Origin of the sequence: Leptolyngbya sp. FACHB-1624, from assembly GCF_047649235.1 — a bacterium.
Lineage (GTDB): Bacteria > Cyanobacteriota > Cyanobacteriia > Leptolyngbyales > Leptolyngbyaceae > Leptolyngbya > Leptolyngbya boryana.
Window position 1 is genome coordinate 297,450 of record NZ_CP180258.1, and the last position, 14,988, is coordinate 312,437.

17 protein-coding genes are annotated in these 14,988 nt (G+C 46.4%); 8 read left to right on the forward strand and 9 right to left on the reverse strand.

Annotation, left to right across the window (positions count from 1 at the left end):
* A complete protein-coding gene (locus tag ACMUEV_RS01300) occupies positions 1-1,389 on the reverse strand; it encodes an adenylate/guanylate cyclase domain-containing protein (protein WP_190649671.1) in 1,389 nt (462 codons plus the stop codon).
* A 103-nt stretch (positions 1,390-1,492) separates the two neighbouring features.
* Between ACMUEV_RS01300 and alr the strand changes: the two genes are divergently transcribed.
* A complete protein-coding gene (gene alr / locus ACMUEV_RS01305) occupies positions 1,493-2,725 on the forward strand; it encodes an alanine racemase (protein ID WP_190649669.1) in 1,233 nt (410 codons plus the stop codon).
* A gap of 120 nt (positions 2,726-2,845) precedes the next feature.
* Here alr and ACMUEV_RS01310 read toward each other — a convergent pair whose 3' ends face one another.
* Positions 2,846-3,610, reverse strand: a complete 765-nt coding sequence (locus ACMUEV_RS01310; RefSeq protein ID WP_190649667.1) for a hypothetical protein — start codon at positions 3,608-3,610, stop codon at positions 2,846-2,848.
* A 487-nt stretch (positions 3,611-4,097) separates the two neighbouring features.
* Positions 4,098-4,487, reverse strand: coding sequence for a Mo-dependent nitrogenase C-terminal domain-containing protein (locus ACMUEV_RS01315; RefSeq protein WP_190649665.1), 390 nt, complete (start codon positions 4,485-4,487; stop codon positions 4,098-4,100).
* A 548-nt stretch (positions 4,488-5,035) separates the two neighbouring features.
* Here ACMUEV_RS01315 and ACMUEV_RS01320 point away from each other — a divergent pair.
* Positions 5,036-5,287, forward strand: coding sequence for a hypothetical protein (locus ACMUEV_RS01320; protein WP_026149006.1), 252 nt, complete (start codon positions 5,036-5,038; stop codon positions 5,285-5,287).
* Positions 5,288-5,355: 68 nt separating this feature from the next.
* Complete coding sequence (locus tag ACMUEV_RS01325) at positions 5,356-6,519, forward strand: murein transglycosylase A (protein WP_190649663.1); 1,164 nt, start codon at positions 5,356-5,358, stop codon at positions 6,517-6,519.
* 123 nt (positions 6,520-6,642) lie between these two features.
* On the opposite strand, the gene lexA is transcribed toward ACMUEV_RS01325, so the two are convergent.
* The gene (lexA, locus tag ACMUEV_RS01330; protein WP_017291096.1) at positions 6,643-7,263 is read right to left on the reverse strand and encodes a transcriptional repressor LexA; all 621 of its coding nucleotides are present in this window, start codon (positions 7,261-7,263) and stop codon (positions 6,643-6,645) included.
* Positions 7,264-7,685: 422 nt separating this feature from the next.
* On the opposite strand from lexA, the gene hemL reads away from it, so the two are divergent.
* Positions 7,686-8,984: a glutamate-1-semialdehyde 2,1-aminomutase gene (gene hemL, locus ACMUEV_RS01335; RefSeq protein WP_190649661.1), complete on the forward strand. Its 1,299-nt coding sequence runs from the start codon at positions 7,686-7,688 to the stop codon at positions 8,982-8,984.
* Between the two features lie 84 nt (positions 8,985-9,068).
* On the opposite strand, the gene ACMUEV_RS01340 is transcribed toward hemL, so the two are convergent.
* The 5 genes from ACMUEV_RS01340 to ACMUEV_RS01360 all read right to left on the reverse strand — a co-directional run bounded on the left by ACMUEV_RS01340 (position 9,069) and on the right by ACMUEV_RS01360 (position 11,439).
* Entirely contained in the window at positions 9,069-9,233 is a 165-nt protein-coding gene (locus ACMUEV_RS01340) for a metallothionein (RefSeq protein WP_190649660.1), read from the reverse strand.
* Between the two features lie 135 nt (positions 9,234-9,368).
* Entirely contained in the window at positions 9,369-9,860 is a 492-nt protein-coding gene (locus ACMUEV_RS01345) for a YajQ family cyclic di-GMP-binding protein (RefSeq protein WP_017291093.1), read from the reverse strand.
* A 16-nt stretch (positions 9,861-9,876) separates the two neighbouring features.
* Positions 9,877-10,305 carry an MAPEG family protein gene (locus tag ACMUEV_RS01350; protein ID WP_190649658.1) on the reverse strand — a complete coding sequence of 143 codons (429 nt, stop codon included), beginning with the start codon at positions 10,303-10,305 and terminating at the stop codon, positions 9,877-9,879.
* Between the two features lie 6 nt (positions 10,306-10,311).
* Positions 10,312-10,818: a hypothetical protein gene (locus ACMUEV_RS01355; RefSeq protein WP_017291091.1), complete on the reverse strand. Its 507-nt coding sequence runs from the start codon at positions 10,816-10,818 to the stop codon at positions 10,312-10,314.
* A gap of 36 nt (positions 10,819-10,854) precedes the next feature.
* Positions 10,855-11,439, reverse strand: coding sequence for a PadR family transcriptional regulator (locus tag ACMUEV_RS01360; RefSeq protein WP_190649656.1), 585 nt, complete (start codon positions 11,437-11,439; stop codon positions 10,855-10,857).
* 132 nt (positions 11,440-11,571) lie between these two features.
* Here ACMUEV_RS01360 and ACMUEV_RS01365 point away from each other — a divergent pair, with 132 nt between their 5' ends.
* The 4 genes from ACMUEV_RS01365 to ACMUEV_RS01380 are packed head-to-tail and all read left to right on the forward strand — an operon-like array spanning position 11,572 to position 14,988.
* Positions 11,572-12,723, forward strand: coding sequence for an ABC exporter membrane fusion protein (locus ACMUEV_RS01365; protein ID WP_190649655.1), 1,152 nt, complete (start codon positions 11,572-11,574; stop codon positions 12,721-12,723).
* Positions 12,724-12,756: 33 nt separating this feature from the next.
* Positions 12,757-13,146 carry a DUF3291 domain-containing protein gene (locus tag ACMUEV_RS01370; RefSeq protein ID WP_017291088.1) on the forward strand — a complete coding sequence of 130 codons (390 nt, stop codon included), beginning with the start codon at positions 12,757-12,759 and terminating at the stop codon, positions 13,144-13,146.
* Between the two features lie 7 nt (positions 13,147-13,153).
* The gene (devC, locus tag ACMUEV_RS01375; RefSeq protein ID WP_190649653.1) at positions 13,154-14,314 is read left to right on the forward strand and encodes an ABC transporter permease DevC; all 1,161 of its coding nucleotides are present in this window, start codon (positions 13,154-13,156) and stop codon (positions 14,312-14,314) included.
* Positions 14,315-14,316: 2 nt separating this feature from the next.
* Positions 14,317-14,988 (forward strand): DevA family ABC transporter ATP-binding protein, encoded by a 672-nt coding sequence (locus tag ACMUEV_RS01380; RefSeq protein WP_190649652.1) that lies wholly within the window; start codon positions 14,317-14,319, stop codon positions 14,986-14,988.

The window sequence follows — 14,988 nt, forward strand, 5'->3', positions numbered from 1 at the left end:
TCATAAAACGCTGGTTTCTGATGTTGCAACGGAAACATCTTTTCTGTTCTTTAACCAATAGGTCATCATTTCTCCGCGCCCTTTTACCTCAATCACTCCTCGTGGCTCAAAATGATGTGTCTCTACTAGCCGCAGATAAGTTGCTTCTGTGACTTGAATCCCACCTGCAACTCCGTGAGACTCCATACGACTTGCAATATTCACGGTATCGCCCCACAGGTCATAAATAAATTTCCGCAACCCAATCACGCCCGCAACGACTGCACCCGTATTCATTCCAATCCGAATGCTAAAGGCTTCGCCCGTCTCTAAATTGAATTGATTAATCGCCTTTTGCATGTCAATTGCCATGTCCGCGACTGCGATCGCATGATCGTCACTCGGATGTGGTAATCCGCCCACGACCATATACGCATCACCGATCGTTTTAATTTTCTCTAATCCATGCTGTTCTGCTAAGCGATCGAAGCGCGAAAAAATTTGATTCAATAACCCCACCAACTCCTGGGGCGAGGTTCGAGCCGACAAACTGGTAAAGCCAACAATATCCGCAAATAGAACTGTTACATCTCCAAAGCCATCGGCAATATGCGGCTGAATCTCATCGGGCGTTTCTTTGAGCCGTTGCGCGATCGGGCTTGGCAAAATATTCAACAGGAGACGTTCGGACTGGGCTTGTTCTGCTGCCAGCTGTTGAGCGGTCTCTTGCGTCATCGACAGGGAAGCTTCCAGATCATTGAGTGCCTTCTGCAACTGATCAACCGCAGGACGAAACACCAAAATTCCTTCTAATAGCAAGATCAGCATCAGCAATCCGAACAGACTCAGTTCTACCGCTCGGAGTTGTGCAATTCCTTCTTGTGCCTGCTGGTTGTAAGACAACAGCAACTGATTAATCCGCTCAGAAAATTCTTTCCCACTTTCTCGAATTTCCTTCAGATAGTATAAAGTTTGAGCAGGTCGCTTCCGACCCGATTCCAGTTGCATCAACGCTTCAACTGCTTGCCGAATCCGACGATGCGAGGGGACAAGGGCATCCGCTTGATTGCGAATCTCATTGCCAGACCTGCTAAAACTCATGGCTTCCCGAATTGCACTTTGAACTTTTTGATCGGCAACCTCCCACTCTTGGAGAATGTTTTCAATCTCTTGAATCTGTGTCGCATTACTTTGAGTCGAATCAATTTGTAGTGCCAAAGTCGCTTCTCGTAACTGCCAACTTAGCATTCTCTGTCGGCTTGCAATCTCGACGACTGTTGCATTTTGCTTTTGTTGAGACAGCATCGATTGGACGATCGCTTGACCTAAAAGCGCTAGGAATGCCACTGTACCGAGAGAAACGATATAAAGTAAAGTCAAGCGATGGGTCGAAGATCGGGGAGTTGACATGTTCAACACTTAGGAACGCAGCTAAACGCTATATTTCCCGATTGTGAAAGAGAAGTGACGATTAAACTGTCAGGATGAATGGTGTGATCGAGGAGTAAACGTGATGTTGAGTTGGGATCAAAGTTCGAGTATTGCTCTGATGCAGCGAGAGCGAGCTTGGGTTGAGATTGACCTCGCGGCACTGTCCCATAATGTGCAGCAGATTCTCAGCCTGATGTCTCCCCAGACTGAATTAATGGCAGTGGTCAAAGCGGATGCGTATGGTCATGGATCTGTGACTGTGGCGCAGACCGTTCTACAAGCAGGGGCAAGCTGGCTTGGTGTAGCGACGATCCCAGAAGGCATTGAATTGCGAGAAGCGGGGATTGAAGCGCCGATCTTGGTTTTAGGCGCGACTCATACCGCTGATCAAATTCGAGCGATCGAGCATTGGCGGCTGCAACCCACGCTCTGCACTCCCAAACAGGCTTTGGTGTACTCAGAATCGGTTCGAGGCAGCGTTCTGCCCGTTCATATCAAACTCGATACGGGCATGTCTCGATTGGGGACATCGTGGGAGCAGGCGGTTGAGTTTGTGCAGTTGGTGAAGGGTTTGCCGAATTTGTCGATCGATAGCATTTATTCCCACTTGGCAACGGCTGAAGATCTCGATCCCACGATCCGAAAACAACAGCAAAAACGTTACGAAGCAGCGATTCGAGCCTGTGGATATGACGTAGCGGGCAAGCATCCCCGCTTTCATTTAGCCAATTCAGCCGGAACGATGGTTGATCCGAGTTTGCACTATGACATGGTACGGACGGGGCTGATTTTATATGGATTGTATCCAGCAGAGCATTTGCGATCGGGTTCGCACTTACCGCCAGCGTCGCGGTTAGATCTCCGCCCCGTGATGCAAGTCAAAGCGCGAGTGACCCAGGTTAAAAGGATTCAGCCGGGGACTGGGGTAAGTTATGGGCATCGATTTGTTGCCGATCGAGACACGACGATCGCCGTTGTGGGAATTGGCTATGCCGATGGAGTGCCGCGCAATCTCTCGAACAAGATGAAAGTTTTAGTCCGAGGACAACAGGCAGCCCAAATTGGCTCGATCACGATGGATCAACTCATGCTGGATGTGAGCCATATTCCAGCGTTGCAAGAAGGAGAAGTGGTGACACTCCTTGGACAAGATGGGAACGAAAAAATCTTGGCGGATGATTGGGCAAATCTGTTAGGAACGATTTCCTGGGAGATTCTCTGTGGATTCAAGCATCGCCTGCCGCGAGTTTCGGTGGGTCAGCCTTATGTCGCGAAACGCGCAGCATTTGATCCGATCAAGAGAACTTTAGGTTAGTGCAAAATCTGTTTCGACTCCGCTCAAGACTAGAAAAATCTCGACTTTTCACAGATCCTGTCTAGTTAGCGGGTTGAGCGGAGTTGAAGCCCAAATTCTACCAATTCATGTAGTTTGCTTCTATAGCAAGTTAAATCGATGCAGTTGAGACTCAATTGCTTTTGGCAATAATTTCCGCAATTGGGTTTTATCCTTAAACGTCAACCGATTCTGGCTCGACAAATCAAACGGGAAATATCCGGGCATGTCCGATCTCTCCATTTGCACCAGCAGGACTTGCTCGGTTCGCTTACTGCTCAAGGCATATCCCGTCTCAATACACACTTTCGGACTGGGAATGAGTAGCGGAGGCGTATCAGAAATTTCAGCGATCGAAGTCGCATCGCCAATAAATAATAAGGACTGCCGAATCGATCGCATCAGAGAACTATTGAGTCGAATTGCGCCTTCGCTCAGTCGATGGGATTCGCGTAGCGTTAGAGGTAAGCGCGATCGACGATTCAAGCTTTCTACGACAGAAATCAGTTCTTCGCGGATCAGATCGCTTGATTCATCAAACTCATTTTGATAAGAAAAGAAGATTTCAGGCTCCAAATTCGCCATGACTTCTTGTTTTGAGAAATAGATTTCATGGCTCGACAGATCAATATTAGAAATTGCGTAACCGCCGCTTCCTTCGATATAGAATTCAACAATTTCACCGAGGAGATAGCGTTGGAACCACGATGATTTTTTCACCTCATCGCTATCTTCTAAAAAATCAGCACGCAAGCCCGACTTCAGCAAACTATTCTTGCTCAACCTCAAATCGTGGGGACGTTTTTCTAGTTCCCGAATGGGTTCATACTGTTCCAAATACCAGGCTTTGAGAGCAATAATCGCCATGCTGAAATCTGCCTTCTCTTTAAAATTACAACAACACCCAAGTCTTACTCTCTGAGTGACTTCCTCACATTAATCCATTCTAGATAGAGTTGAACAAATTGGATACTTAATTTTAAGCGCCGACTTGTTAAAGACTCTCAGCTATGCCAGAAGAGGAAATATCAAATTTCGGTCTTGGGTGTTGTTGGACGAGACAGATATAAAGTGAAACAGCAGTTGTACCTCTCTTTATTTAACTAGATTTGGCTGTTTGATCTGCCAGGGAAGTTATTCACTAACCTCAATTTCAAAGATACCACTTTGTCCCCAAAGATCTAGGGCATGAAACCAAAGTTTAGAGTCTTAGAAGCACCCAATTCAATCTATATTTCTACTTGTAAATGACTAAATTTAGAAATATAAATTGCAGCGTGTAAAGCCCTGAAATTAATTGCAATAAAAAAGCGGCTCCGGGAGAAGCCGCTGTACAAGACAAGAATTGGAAGCTTTAACAATATTGACCGATATCTTCGCCGCATTCATCAGCGAGATAGCACAATGCGCGGAACCGTAATCCAACGACTTCTTCGTATAACGGATTCAGTTTGCACAGAGGCGGAATGTGAAAGAGAGTCTTGCCAAAGAGCGAAACCGTTCGCTCGAATGGACACTGGGCTGGAATCGATTTTGCGATGAAGTGAGCAAATTCTGGATTTGTAACTTGGAGGTTGTCTAACTTGCGGCGCAGGGGGGCAAGGAGATCAAAGGACTTACGACTTGGTTGAGAGTAAGGTGTAGAGGCGGTTAGGGGGTGATAAACCCATCCTGAAACTGCGATAGTGTTGTGACTGTGACGATCGCGCTCTGGCGCGGAGCCACCAGGTTTCCGAAAGCTCATGCTGAAACGTTCCTTGGACTGGTGAGAGATGTGTAGAGGTAAAGGATTCCGTCCGTGAAGTGACGACTATAGGAAATGAAGCCATTCCGGGCGAAGCTTACAATTCAGAATCCGGTTGACAGACCAGTTTCTATAGTTATGTATCAAAATAGCTTCACTGATTGTAACAATTTTTACGAGATTACTACTTTCTTTGCAAATTTCCTGCAATTCGGTAGAACTTTGTTGCCACGTTTTTATGAAGTAAATTTGACACTTTTTATTCTAGTCTTTCTTTCTAAAGATAGAAGGTCATTCTCGCCACATTTACAGGATTTATATTTAATTTCTGAATGGAATTGATGCGTTTCACGAATCGCTAAAATTCACTATTCAAAAGTTAAAAATTACAGGCAGAATTCTGTAACAGAGATAACGGAATAATTTAATGTCTCGAAGCTTAATCTGCTGTCTCTCCCCTCCTTACCTGATAGTTCTTTGTACACTCCGCCCATACTGAGTCTGTCCTGCGATGCAAAAGACGATCGCTCAATTGAGAGGAAACTCAGATGCCTAGAACGCCTAGCGAATTTTCCGTGCATATCATGATGGAGGGAGGACACCGGGAAGAGGTGCGTTTCCCAACGATTCAAGAGTTTCAGAAGTGGTACAGCGGCGAACTGATGCCGAAAGCTGCCTCTGAGGATTTTATTAGCGTTCCGATTAAAAATATCCAAGGCGAATACATGGTCGTTCGTCCGGCACGCGTTATTAGCTTGAGAGTTGAGCCGCTGTTTGCAGGCAGTGTAGATCGCTATTAACTTGCTGCTGTGGAACTTGTAGGGGTAATCTATTGTCGGTTTTGATTACCCCATGTTCAGTTCTCCCCATGAAACGATCGCTGATTCTTGCAAGTCTACTTTTTCTCGGTGTGCCTGCGATCCCCTTACTTGCACAGCCCAAACCTACGACTCAACCTGCTGCCAAACCCGCTCAAGTTCCGCTTAAACCGATCGCACCCTCTACCGTTGCGGTAGATGATCAGATTTTGCGCGATCGCCGCTCTGTGCTCGGCGCAATTGATCAGAGTTTGAGATATCTTCAGACCTCGAAAGCGATTCAGGCGTATCAGAACTATCCGGTTAAAGAAATTACGCGCGATCGTGTGATCCGAAGTCTGAGACGATTTCGCCAATTACTCCTGACTGCAAAATCTGAGGCGGCACTTTCAGCGGCGATCGCAAAAGAATTCACGCTTTATCAATCGACTGGGAAAGACAATCAGGGCACGGTTGCGTTTACGGGGTATTTCGAGCCTGTTCACACGGCAAGTCGAAAAAGAACAGCCGAATATCGATATCCGCTTTATGCGCTACCTGCGGGATTTTCGCAGTGGAAAAAGCCGCATCCGACTCGTTTGGAATTAGAAGGCGCGGATGGATTACAAGGCAATCGGGGGAAATTACGGGGTACAGAATTGGTGTGGATGCGCGATCGCTTGGAAGCGTTCTTGATTCAAGTGCAAGGATCGGCGCGATTGAATCTCACGGATGGAACGACGATGACGATCGGCGTTGCCGGAATTACTGATCAGCCTTACAGCGGCATCGGGCGGGAACTGATTAAAGATAACAAGCTGAAATTAGAGGATTTGAATTTGCCGAATGTTCTGAAGTATTTTCAGGAAAATCCCAAAGATTTAGATGTCTATCTGCCTCGAAATCGGCGGTTTGTATTTTTTAGAAATACGTTTGGTGCGCCTGCGTTAGGAAGTTTGGGCGTTCCGCTGACGGGCGATCGCTCCATTGCCACAGATAAGTCTTTGATGCCACCAGGGGCATTGGCGTTGATTCAGACACAATTGCCAATCGCGAATTCACAGAAGCAGCTTGAACAGCGATCGGTGAGTCGGTTTGTGTTAGATCAAGATACCGGAGGCGCAATTATTGGAGCAGGTCGAGTTGATATCTTTACAGGAACAGGTGTACAAGCTGGCAATGAAGCTGGCTTGATTAATGCCACTGGGCAACTCTATTACTTGCTCCTAAAGTAGGACGAAAATGCTTGGCGAATAGAATTTGTCAGGCATCACTCAAAAGCTGTTGATTCTGAATTCCAATAAAAAACTCCACTGATTTCTATCAGTGGAGGCAGTTGCAACTTCAAAAACGCAGCTTTACAGTTTGCCGTAACCGCGCCAAACACCGACTAAAACGCCTTGAACTTCAACTTCCGAAGCTGGAACTTCAGTAATCGGATAAAGTTCACGATTGGGATTACCAGGCTTCAGAATGACTTTGCTGCCTTTGCGCTCAAAATATTTCAAAGTGGCTTTACCCTGGTGATGAGCCGCAACGATCGTGTCATTTTTAATCGTTCTTGCATCATTCACAGGCTGCAAAATCACAATATCGCCATCATCGATCAGCGCATCGATCATGCTATGACCACGCACTTTTAAGGCAAAATGGCTTGGTTTTAGCAGCAAGTTCGATAAGTCGAGATATTCAACTTCCACATCGGGAAAAGTTTCTACCAGACTCGTTGCTGCGATCGCGCCACGAATTGGAATGCCTTGCGGATGTGAATTGAGAATCCGAATTGTGCGGGCTTGCCCTTCTGTCCAGCCGATGTAACCCTTGTTCCGAAGGTGCTCCAGTCGGCTCTGGACAGGAGCCGGAGACTTCAAATTCATTGCGGTCATCATCTGCCGAATTGACGGAGCATGTTGGTGGTCGCGGATATAGTCAACCAGCCAATCGTAAAGTTGTTGTTGGGCTTCGGTAAGGGGTTCCATAAACTTCCTAGGTGGACATACAAACAATTAAGGGATTTTAGAACACTTGTATCACGAATTTGGGCGTTCGTCTAGTAAATTTGTTTATCGTTCTTAGAACGTTTGTATCTTACTTTGTCAAACAATACGCAAGTGAGTTGATGTCGATTGAGATATTTCGATCGACATCAGCCGATGACCTTTGCTGACTTCAATTTCCACAGATTTCTGAATCGGATTTTTGGGAGGAATTTGCTGCAATTGAAGCCAATTAGAACTTCTGTTCTAATTCTATTTTTTCAGGTTTCAAGTGAGTTGCGAGACGAATGATTACCATGCGGTTTCGCGATCTGGTTAAGATGATGTAGTTATCAAAAGAGGCGGTAATGAATCGCCTCTTTTTTCAGCGACTCCGATTTTTCTGACGGAGTAAGGAGAGAACTTTGATCACTGGCAATTTAAAAACCACCAAATCAGATGAGATTTTTTCTGCCGCTCAAAAGCTGATGCCCGGTGGCGTTAGCTCTCCGGTACGAGCATTCAAATCGGTAGGTGGTCAACCGATCGTCTTCGATCGCGTCAAAGGTGCTTATGCTTGGGATGTCGATGGCAATCAATACATCGATTACGTTGGCACATGGGGGCCAGCAATCTGCGGTCATGCTCATCCTGAAGTCATTCGTGCGATTCAAGAGGCTGCCGAAAAAGGAACAAGTTTCGGCGCGCCTTCCGCTCTCGAGAACGTGCTGGCAGAAATGGTCATCGATGCGGTTCCCAGCATTGAAATGGTGCGCTTCGTGAATTCTGGTACAGAAGCTTGTATGTCCGTATTGCGCCTAATGCGGGCATTCACCGGACGCGAGAAAATCATCAAGTTTGAAGGTTGCTATCACGGACATGCGGACATGTTCTTGGTGAAAGCAGGGTCTGGTGTGGCAACGTTGGGATTGCCCGATTCTCCAGGTGTGCCCAAATCAACCGCAGCGAGTACCCTCACTGCGCCTTACAACGATTTGGAAGCGGTGAAGAAGTTATTTGAAGAAAATCCAGGTGAAGTTGCTGGTGTGATGCTAGAACCGATCGTTGGAAATTCTGGCTTCATTGTGCCTGAGCCTGGTTTTCTAGCAGGTCTACGTGAATTGACTCGCGAGTATGGCGCGCTGTTGGTCTTCGACGAAGTGATGACGGGCTTCCGGATTGCTTACGGTGGAGTACAGGAGAAATTTGGCATTACTCCTGATTTGACGACCTTGGGTAAAGTCATCGGTGGTGGCTTGCCTGTCGGAGCTTACGGCGGTCGTCGGGACATTATGGAGATGGTTGCTCCTGCAGGCCCGATGTATCAAGCTGGCACGCTTTCAGGTAATCCTCTGGCGATGACGGCGGGTATTAAGACCTTGGAATTGCTACGGCAGCCGGGAACTTATGAAACTCTCGATCGCATTACGTCTCGTCTGATCGCTGGCTTGCTGAATGCGGCGAAAGAAACAGGTCATGCAGCGTGTGGTGGTTCGATCAGTGGAATGTTTGGCTTCTTCTTTACCGAAGGGCCCGTTCATAACTACGAAGACGCGAAAAAATCGGATCTCAGCAAATTCAGCAAGTTCCATCGCGGCATGTTAGAGCAAGGTGTCTATCTGGCTCCGTCGCAGTTTGAGGCTGGATTTACCTCTCTAGCTCATACCGATGAGGATATCGATCAAACGATCGCAGCTGCGAAATCGGTGATGTCAAACCTTTAATCGAGATATTTCATCACGATCGCTCGATCCTACAGAAAATGAATCGTGAAAAAACCGCAGAAATACTTTCTGCGGTTTTTTCAATTAGCAGGTACAGCCTTGATGACCGCAATCGCCATGTCCGTCTGGATGTCCCTCTGCACAAGCTTCGCTGCAATAGAAATGGTCATTTTTCTTGACTGCATTCTCGATCGACACGATGCACAGACAAGCTTCGCACGCGCATTTCATCTGAGTTACGGTTGCCATGTTCATTCTCCAATTCTTTTCTCATTAACCTAACATATGAACAGGTATTCAGATGTTAAGAAAAATAGAAGGAGCATCGATTCGAGTAACATTCCCGATTCATGCTCCAACTCAAGAAGCTTTAGCCGATGACACTTACCGATAGTTGGTAAACTGCAATGCCACCGGAAAATCTTCTTGTTTCATCCGCTGCATCACGGCTTGCAAATCATCCTTTGATTTTGCAGTCACTCGAACGGCATCGCCTTGAATTGAGCCTTGAACTTTCTTGTATTCATCGCGAATAATCTTAGTGATCTGCTTGGCGATATCTTGGCTGATGCCTTTTTTCAACTTAATTTCTTGTCGAACGCGACTTCCGCTCGCGGATTCAACCTTGCCATAATCGAAAATTTTCAAGGACAAATTCCGTTTTGCAGCTCGCTGTTGCATCAGCGTATGCACTGCATCTAGGGTAAATTCGCTATCGGTGTTAATTACGATCGCATCAGCATTCAACTCGATCTCCGTTTTCGTATCTTTGAGATCGTAGCGGCTGAGAACATCGCGCTTCGTTGTGTCGATCGCATTGACGAGTTCCTGACGATCGAAGTCGCTCACAATATCAAACGAAAAAGTAGAAGCCATAAAACAAAAAAGTCTTTTAGAGCGTGCTGATCAAGCTTAGTCCGATTAATGTAAAGCTGCAAACTGAGCCAATTCCGAACATCAACGATCGCAAAATAGAGAGATTCAGAATGTAAAAAATGGGATACAGAAATCGTGCCACAATCCAAGCGATCGCTGCCCATCCTGCCCAGGCGGAAGTTTGATGAGTTACATACGCCATCAATGCTGCCGCGGCAAAAATCGGAAAGGCTTCGAGCGCATTCTGATGTGCCCAAGTTGCTCGCTTTCCATAGTCCGGCAGTTGATCAAAGGTGGCGCGAGGGGCTGCCATCATTTCTTTGTTCGTGAGATACCCAATCTGAGCGCGGGCGTACGCAACAACTAAAAACGGCACATAAATCCACACGACTGCGACCGCGATCGCAATCAGCAGCAAGCTCGGGACGGACAATCCAAACAACATAAAAATTTAGTCGAAATAGAACAATGTCACAACTTTGCGCTGATCTTCAGCATCGCGGCAGGTTTGTAGCAGCGTGTGACTATCATGGAACGCAAACGAAATGAGCTGTTGACAGCGAGAAATGATTTCCTGGTTACAGAGCGCACTCGCTTCGCCAAGAGAAAGGCTATTATTCTCTGGACACTCGACTAAATGCATGACGGTTTCAAGCTGCTCACGAGACTCACGGGGTTGTCGATCGAGTCCTTGCGGCAAAATCACCGTTAACATCGACGGATCAGCCCGTAATGCTCCTCGAATTGCAGCAAAATTTGTCCCGGTCGAACCCGACGTAATAATCCGGTTCCCTTCTAAAACCAACGCATACGTCATCAGTTCAATCAGAGTTTGGTGCGTAATCGGCACGTGGCGTGAACCGAGAATCGCAATCCGTTTCGACCCTGTTTGCTGAATCGTGGCGAGTTCTTGTAGAAAATCATCTACTTTAGGTAGATCGTCGATCGATTGACTCAAAGGATGTACATCTAATTGACAACGCCGTTCATTGTATCAGACACCCTTGCCTTCCGCTTGATTTGCGAATAGTTTGAGAACTTCATCACACCATTCGATATAGTCTGTTTCATAGCGAATGCCGCGCCGCAACACAAGGTAACGGTATTTTTGGGCAATTAGCAGATGATCGGAATCTGGATAAAATTTGCGCTCGATTTGGTGATACGTCGCGAGTCGCTGCTGATGCAGTTCTCGATGTCGCTGGAATTCTTCGATTAGTTTGGCAACGGAAGCGGACTGTTCGATCGCATGAGCAACGGGGATCAATTGCGCTGCCCAAAGTTTCACGAGCAAGTCTTCTTTGATCGGCATGACTTCACAAGGTTGGAGCAGCCATTCGATTAAGAATGTTTCGCCCGCTTTGGTGATGTGATAGAGCTTTTTGTCGGGTCGTCCTGCTTGCGCGATCGTGCTGACTTCAACCAATGCCTGCTCTTCGAGCTTGCTGAGTTCGCGATAAATTTGCTGGTGCGTTGCCTTCCAGAAAAAATTCACCGACTGATCAAAATCTTTTGCCAGATCGTAGCCGCTGTAAGGGCTGTCGATTAAAAGAGCCAAAATTGCGTGACTCAATGCCATAAATTTGAACCTCAAACCATTTGAATCTTAAATGCAATTTTTTGCATACAAAACTGTTGACATATTCAATTAGTTGCATATATTCTAGCAAGTGTTATGCAACTAAGTGCATAGTAATTAGGAGTTAAAACTATGCAGCAGATTCAACCACGATCGATTGGAATTGCGGTTATTTTGACAGCGTTTGGGGCGATCGCGCTCTATCAATTTCGTCCGAAAACGGTGGCAGTTGCGATTTCTGATGCTCCTGCCATTCAAGCGATAACGGCATTGGGGAGATTAGAACCGAAAGGAGAAGTGATCCAACTGGCAGCCAATCCGCCTGGAAGTCGAATTGCTGAATTGCGGGTGAAGTTGGGAGATCGAGTCCGCAAAGGTCAAATCATTGCCGTGTTGGATACGCACGATCGCGCTTTAGCAGCTTTAACTCAAGCCCAGAAGCGAGTCGGAATTGCTCAAGCAAAATTGGCGCAGGTGGAAGCAGGCGCGAAGCGGGGAGAGATTTCTGCACAGCAGGCAACGATTGCTCGAACTGAAGTGCAATTGCGTGAGGATGTGGCAGCGAAAGATGCGGCGATCGCGAAATTAGAAGCAGAAGTAAAAAATGCCGAATTGGAATTTCAGCGATACGAATTCTTAGAAAAACAGGGTGCGATTTCCACTTCTCTCAAAGATGGGAAGCGATTAACCTTAGATGTTTCACGTCAGCAATTAGCAGAAGCAAAAGCCAATCGAAGACAGGCAGCCGAAACGATCGCGAAACAAGTCAAAGAAGCCGAAGCCACGTTAGATCGGATTGCTGAGGTGCGTCCGGTGGATATCGAGGCAGCACAGGCAGAGGTGCAAAGTGCGATCGCTGCGGTTCAACAGGCTCAAGCAGAGTTGGATTTAACACTCGTTCGTGCGCCGAGAGATGGACAGATTCTCAAAGTTCATACCTGGGAAGGCGAGCTAATCGATAGCAAAAATGGAATTGTCTCGATCGGGCAAACGGATGTGATGTATGCCGTTGCAGAAGTGTATGAGACCGATTTGCCAAAGATTCGAGTCGGGCAGGCAGCAACGATGACGAGCGTATCGGGTGGAAAACTCGCACGATCGCTCAAAGGCAAAGTAGACGAAATTGGCTTAGAAGTTGCCAAGAAAGATGTTTTGAACACCGATCCAGCGGCATCGATCGATGCGCGAGTGGTTGAAGTCAAAGTTCGACTCGATCCAGAGGACAGTCAGAGCGTTGCAGGCTTAACGAATATGAAACTGCAAATCGCGATCGGCCTTCAATAATTACTGATCTTCACTAATTTTAGGAGTAAAACAATGCCCTTAATTTCTGTCACGCGCTTACGAGTGCGCTCTGTTCGATTTCTTCCAGCATTTCTCTGGTATTCCTTCAAAAGCAACCAACAAGCAAAACAAGCTCAAGGCAACTTGGCTTCAACCATTCGAGCAGCGGGCAAAAATGTGTTTTGGACAAAGACGGTTTGGGAAGATGAAGCATCGATGCGATCGTTTATGAGATCGGGTTCTCACCGAGAAGTCATGCCAAAACTGCAAAATTGGTGTGATGAAGCTTCGGTCGTTCATTGGCAATCAGAAAGGGCAACCTCAACAACCTGGGAAGAGGCTGAAACGGCAATGTTTACGAGCGGTCGATTTAGCTCATTGACGCATCCCTCGATCGCGCACCAAAACCATCGATTTAATTGAGGCTTTTATGCTGAAACGCAGAATTCCGTTAGCTTGGAAGCAACTGACCAAAGAACGGGGACGAATGATTGTTGCGATCGCGGGAATTGCTTTTGCCGATGTCTTGATGTTCTTGCAAATGGGATTTCGCAGTGCGTTATTTGAAGGAGCCGTTCAGCTTCATCAGGTTTTGGATGGCGAGATTTTTCTAGTCAGCGATCGCTATAAAGCCGTAATTTCTCTCGATCGATTTACAGAACGGCGATTATATCAAGCATTAGGCTATTCAGGAGTTGAATCAGTCACGCCCGTTTATCTCAGCCCAGTTCAGTGGAAAAATCCAGAAAATCAACAAGTTTGGAATCTCTATGCGATTGGGATTAATCCAGATGATCAAACGATTCTGTTACCAGAAGTGCGATCAAATACTGAATTACTCAAGCGCCCTGATACTGTGCTATTTGATGCAGGAGCGCGGCAAGAATTTGGAAAGATTCCGCAATTATTTCAAGCTTCGGGGAATGTGACGACTGAAGTTGAGCATCGACGAGTTGATGTCGTGGGATTATTTAAGCTCGGAACTTCATTTGGAATTAACGGGCACATGATCACGAGCGATTTGAACTTTTTGCGGATGTTTCGAGAGCGGCGGCAAAAAGGATTGATTGATGTGGGAGTTGTGAAACTGCGATCGGATGCAAATCTAGATCAAGTGCTGCAAAATCTGCGATCGGGCTTGCCGAATGATGTCCGAGTCATGTCAAAAGCAGAATTTATGGAGCGAGAAAAGAGTTTTTGGAACACGAGCACACCCGTCGGGTATGTGTTTGATTTGGGTGCAGTGATTGGTTTTATTGTAGGTGCAGTTGTGGTTTATCAGATTCTCTACAGTGATGTATCTGATCACTTACCGGAGTATGCGACGTTGAAAGCAATCGGATTTCAAGATACTTATCTGCTTTCAGTCGTGTTTCAAGAAGCACTAATTCTGGCATTCATTGGATTTCTGCCTGGATTTACAATTTCTCTTGCCTTCTATCAAGTAACCAGACAAGCAACACTTTTACCAATGGTAATGACAATCGGAAGAGCCATCTTTGTATTAATGCTAACCGCAATGATGTGTACAATCTCAGCCGCAATTTCGGTTAGAAAACTGCGATCGGCTGACCCCGCAGACATTTTCTAATCATGCACACCGCAATCTCAATTCAAAATCTCGATCATTACTACGGTCAAGGTCAACTCAAAAAACAAGTTCTGTCTGGCATCAATCTCAACATTCAAAGCGGCGAAATTGTCATCATGACGGGGCCTTCTGGCTCAGGTAAAACAACACTTTTGAGCTTAATCGGATGTCTACGATCGACGCAATCCGGCACGCTCAATGTTCTCGGACAAAACCTCTCAAATGCCAGCAAACTTCAGCTTGTTCAAGCAAGACAGCAGTTAGGCTACATCTTTCAAGCACACAACCTTCTCGAATGTCTCACTGTACGAGAGAACGTCATGATGCCGCTAGAATTAAGCGAAACCCCTTATAAAACTGCTTCGACAATGGCAGAAGAAATTCTCACTGCGGTCGGATTAGAGCATCGGATGGATTACTATCCCGCAGACTTATCGGGTGGACAAAAACAAAGAGTCGCGATCGCTCGTGCGCTAGTGAGTCATCCAAAAATTGTTCTTGCCGATGAGCCAACTGCTGCACTCGATAAAAAATCCGGTCGAGATGTCGTTGAACTCATGCAACAACTTGCTCAAGAACAAGGCTGCACGATCTTACTCGTCACTCACGACAATCGGATTTTAGATATCGCCGATCGAATTATCGAACTCGAAGACGGCAAGCTACTTCACTAA

Excerpts from the sequence above, each read along its gene's own strand:
- ACMUEV_RS01300 (WP_190649671.1), bottom strand. The coding sequence starts at position 1,389 with ATGTCAACTCCCCGATCTTCGACCCATCGCTTGACTTTACTTTATATC.
- alr (WP_190649669.1), top strand. The coding sequence starts at position 1,493 with ATGTTGAGTTGGGATCAAAGTTCGAGTATTGCTCTGATGCAGCGAGAG.
- ACMUEV_RS01310 (WP_190649667.1), bottom strand. The coding sequence starts at position 3,610 with ATGGCGATTATTGCTCTCAAAGCCTGGTATTTGGAACAGTATGAACCC.
- ACMUEV_RS01315 (WP_190649665.1), bottom strand. The coding sequence starts at position 4,487 with ATGAGCTTTCGGAAACCTGGTGGCTCCGCGCCAGAGCGCGATCGTCAC.
- ACMUEV_RS01320 (WP_026149006.1), top strand. The coding sequence starts at position 5,036 with ATGCCTAGAACGCCTAGCGAATTTTCCGTGCATATCATGATGGAGGGA.
- ACMUEV_RS01325 (WP_190649663.1), top strand. The coding sequence starts at position 5,356 with ATGAAACGATCGCTGATTCTTGCAAGTCTACTTTTTCTCGGTGTGCCT.
- lexA (WP_017291096.1), bottom strand. The coding sequence starts at position 7,263 with ATGGAACCCCTTACCGAAGCCCAACAACAACTTTACGATTGGCTGGTT.
- ACMUEV_RS01340 (WP_190649660.1), bottom strand. The coding sequence starts at position 9,233 with ATGGCAACCGTAACTCAGATGAAATGCGCGTGCGAAGCTTGTCTGTGC.
- ACMUEV_RS01345 (WP_017291093.1), bottom strand. The coding sequence starts at position 9,860 with ATGGCTTCTACTTTTTCGTTTGATATTGTGAGCGACTTCGATCGTCAG.
- ACMUEV_RS01350 (WP_190649658.1), bottom strand. The coding sequence starts at position 10,305 with ATGTTGTTTGGATTGTCCGTCCCGAGCTTGCTGCTGATTGCGATCGCG.
- ACMUEV_RS01360 (WP_190649656.1), bottom strand. The coding sequence starts at position 11,439 with ATGGCATTGAGTCACGCAATTTTGGCTCTTTTAATCGACAGCCCTTAC.
- ACMUEV_RS01365 (WP_190649655.1), top strand. The coding sequence starts at position 11,572 with ATGCAGCAGATTCAACCACGATCGATTGGAATTGCGGTTATTTTGACA.
- ACMUEV_RS01370 (WP_017291088.1), top strand. The coding sequence starts at position 12,757 with ATGCCCTTAATTTCTGTCACGCGCTTACGAGTGCGCTCTGTTCGATTT.
- devC (WP_190649653.1), top strand. The coding sequence starts at position 13,154 with ATGCTGAAACGCAGAATTCCGTTAGCTTGGAAGCAACTGACCAAAGAA.
- ACMUEV_RS01380 (WP_190649652.1), top strand. The coding sequence starts at position 14,317 with ATGCACACCGCAATCTCAATTCAAAATCTCGATCATTACTACGGTCAA.